The organism is Micromonospora sp. ZG13, from assembly GCF_059359355.1.
The window spans coordinates 1-1,270 of sequence record NZ_JCADBQ010000044.1 but is presented as its reverse complement, the minus strand read 5'-3'; the positions used below and the strand labels follow the sequence as shown (position 1 = coordinate 1,270).

The 1,270-nt window shown below is 66.6% G+C and carries 1 protein-coding gene; it reads left to right on the top strand.

The window, feature by feature from the left end:
• Positions 1–68: 68 nt before the first annotated feature.
• Positions 69–1,237 (top strand): IS3 family transposase gene (locus tag AC5L34_RS29460; RefSeq protein ID WP_494827913.1). Its coding sequence is split into 2 segments (ribosomal slippage): positions 69–353 and positions 356–1,237, totalling 1,167 coding nucleotides; the frame shifts between segments, so codons are not numbered across the junction.
• Positions 1,238–1,270 lie beyond the last annotated feature (33 nt).

Here is a 1,270-nt window from a genome sequence, read left to right as displayed (position 1 = left end):
GGGTCTGCTGCACCGATAGGTGACATCTAAGATGGCTTGCCCTGTGGGCGGGCTGGAAGGATGTCGCTGTGCCGAAGCCTTATCCCCGTGAGTTCCGCGACGATGTCGTGCGGGTCGCCCGTGACCGTGACCCGGGTGTCACGGTCGAGCAGATCGCGAAGGACTTCGGGGTACACCCGATGACGTTGTTCAAGTGGCTGCGACAGGCGGACATCGAGGACGGCGCCAAGCCCGGCGTCAGCAGCAGTGAATCAGCGGAGCTGCGCCAGGCCCGGGCGCGGATCAAGCTCCTCGAACAGGAGAACGAGGTGCTGCGCCGCGCCGCGGCGTACCTGTCCCAGGCGAACCTGCCGGGAAAAGGCTCTACCCGCTCGTGAGCGAGCTGGCCGCCGACGGGATACCCGTCGCGGTGACGTGCCGGGTGTTGAAGATCGCTCGTCAGCCCTACTACCGGTGGCTTGCCCGACCGGTGACGACCGCTGAGCTGACGCAGGCTCACCGCGCGAACACGCTGATCGACGCGCACCGCGATGATCCCGAGTTCGGGTACCGGTTCCTGGCCGATGAAGCCCGCGCTGCCGGGCAGCCGATGGCAGACCGGACCGCGTGGCGGATCTGCTCGAGTAACGGCTGGTGGAGCGCCTTCGGCAAGCGCAAGCGCCGGGGTAAGGGCCGTAAGGTCGGCCCGCCGGTGCACGACGACCTTGTCAAGCGTGACTTCACCGCGCCCGGGCCGAACCGGTTGTGGCTGGCCGACATCACCGAACACCGCACCGGTGAGGGCAAGCTTTACCTGTGCGCGATCAAGGACGTGTGGTCCAACCGGATCGTCGGCTACTCGATCGACTCCCGGATGAAGTCGCGCCTGGCCGTGGCCGCGCTTAACAACGCGGCCGCCCGCCGCAGTGACCTGGCTGGCTGCATCCTGCACACCGACCGCGGGTCCCAATTTCGATCAAGGGAGTTCGTTCGCGCCCTCGACCGGCACCGGATCCTCGGCTCGATGGGTCGCGTGGGCGCCGCCGGCGACAACGCTGCCATGGAGTCATTCTTCGGCCTGCTACAGAACAACGTCCTGGACCGACGCACCTGGCGCACCCGCGAGCACCTCCGGATCGCGATCGTGACCTGGATTGAACGGACCTATCACCGCCGCCGACGACAACACTCCCTGTCCCGGTTGACCCCTGTTGAGTTCGAGACAATCATGACCCCACCGGCCAGTCAGGCCGCGTGACTGGAACTGTCACCTATCGGTGCAGCAGACCCC